The sequence below is a fragment of the Pseudomonas sp. FW305-20 genome, assembly GCF_058788075.1.
The window spans coordinates 1-751 of record NZ_JBYTAJ010000054.1; the positions used below are offsets into that span (position 1 = coordinate 1).

Here is a 751-nt window from a genome sequence, read left to right on the forward strand (position 1 = left end):
CTGAACATCAGCGTGACCCCGGTCGATGACAGCTTCACCGACATCAGCGAAACCGTGACCACCAGCGAAGACGCCCCGGTCAGCGGCAGTGTGCTCACCGGTACCAGCAGCGTCGATGGCGACGTCAGCGTGGTCAACTTCACCATCGGTGCGACCACTTACGCGGCCGGCAGCACCGCCACCATCGCCAATGTCGGCACCCTGGTGCTCGCCGCCAACGGCGCCTACACCTTCACCCCGGCCGCCAACTACAACGGCACAGTGCCTACGGTGAGCTACACCGTCACTGACGGCTCCGGTTCTGACGTCACCTCGACCCTGAACATCAGCGTCACCCCGGTCGACGACAGCTTCACCGACATCAGCGAAACCGTGACCACCAGCGAAGACGCCCCGGTGACCGGCAGCGTCCTCACCGGCACCAGCAGCGTTGACGGCGACGTCAGCGTGGTCAACTTCACGGTTGGCGGCACCCAGTACCAGGCCGGTGACACCGCGACCCTCGCCAACGTCGGCACCCTGGTGATCGGAACGAACGGTGCCTACACCTTTACCCCGGCAACCAACTACAACGGCACAGTACCGACAGTCAGCTACACCGTCACCGACGGTTCCGGCAGCAATGTCACCTCGACCCTGAACATCAGCGTCACCCCGGTCGATGACAGCTTCACCGACGTTAGCGAAACCGTGACCACCTCCGAAGACGCCCCGGTCAACGGCAGCGTCCTCACCGGCACCAGCAGCGTTT

Annotated in this window: 1 protein-coding gene; it reads left to right on the plus strand. The window is 64.0% G+C overall.

The genetic code is table 11. The features are described 5' to 3' along the window. Positions 1–751 (plus strand): cadherin-like domain-containing protein (locus AC3WP4_RS27370; protein WP_492606849.1); only part of this gene is annotated, 751 nt, incomplete at both ends.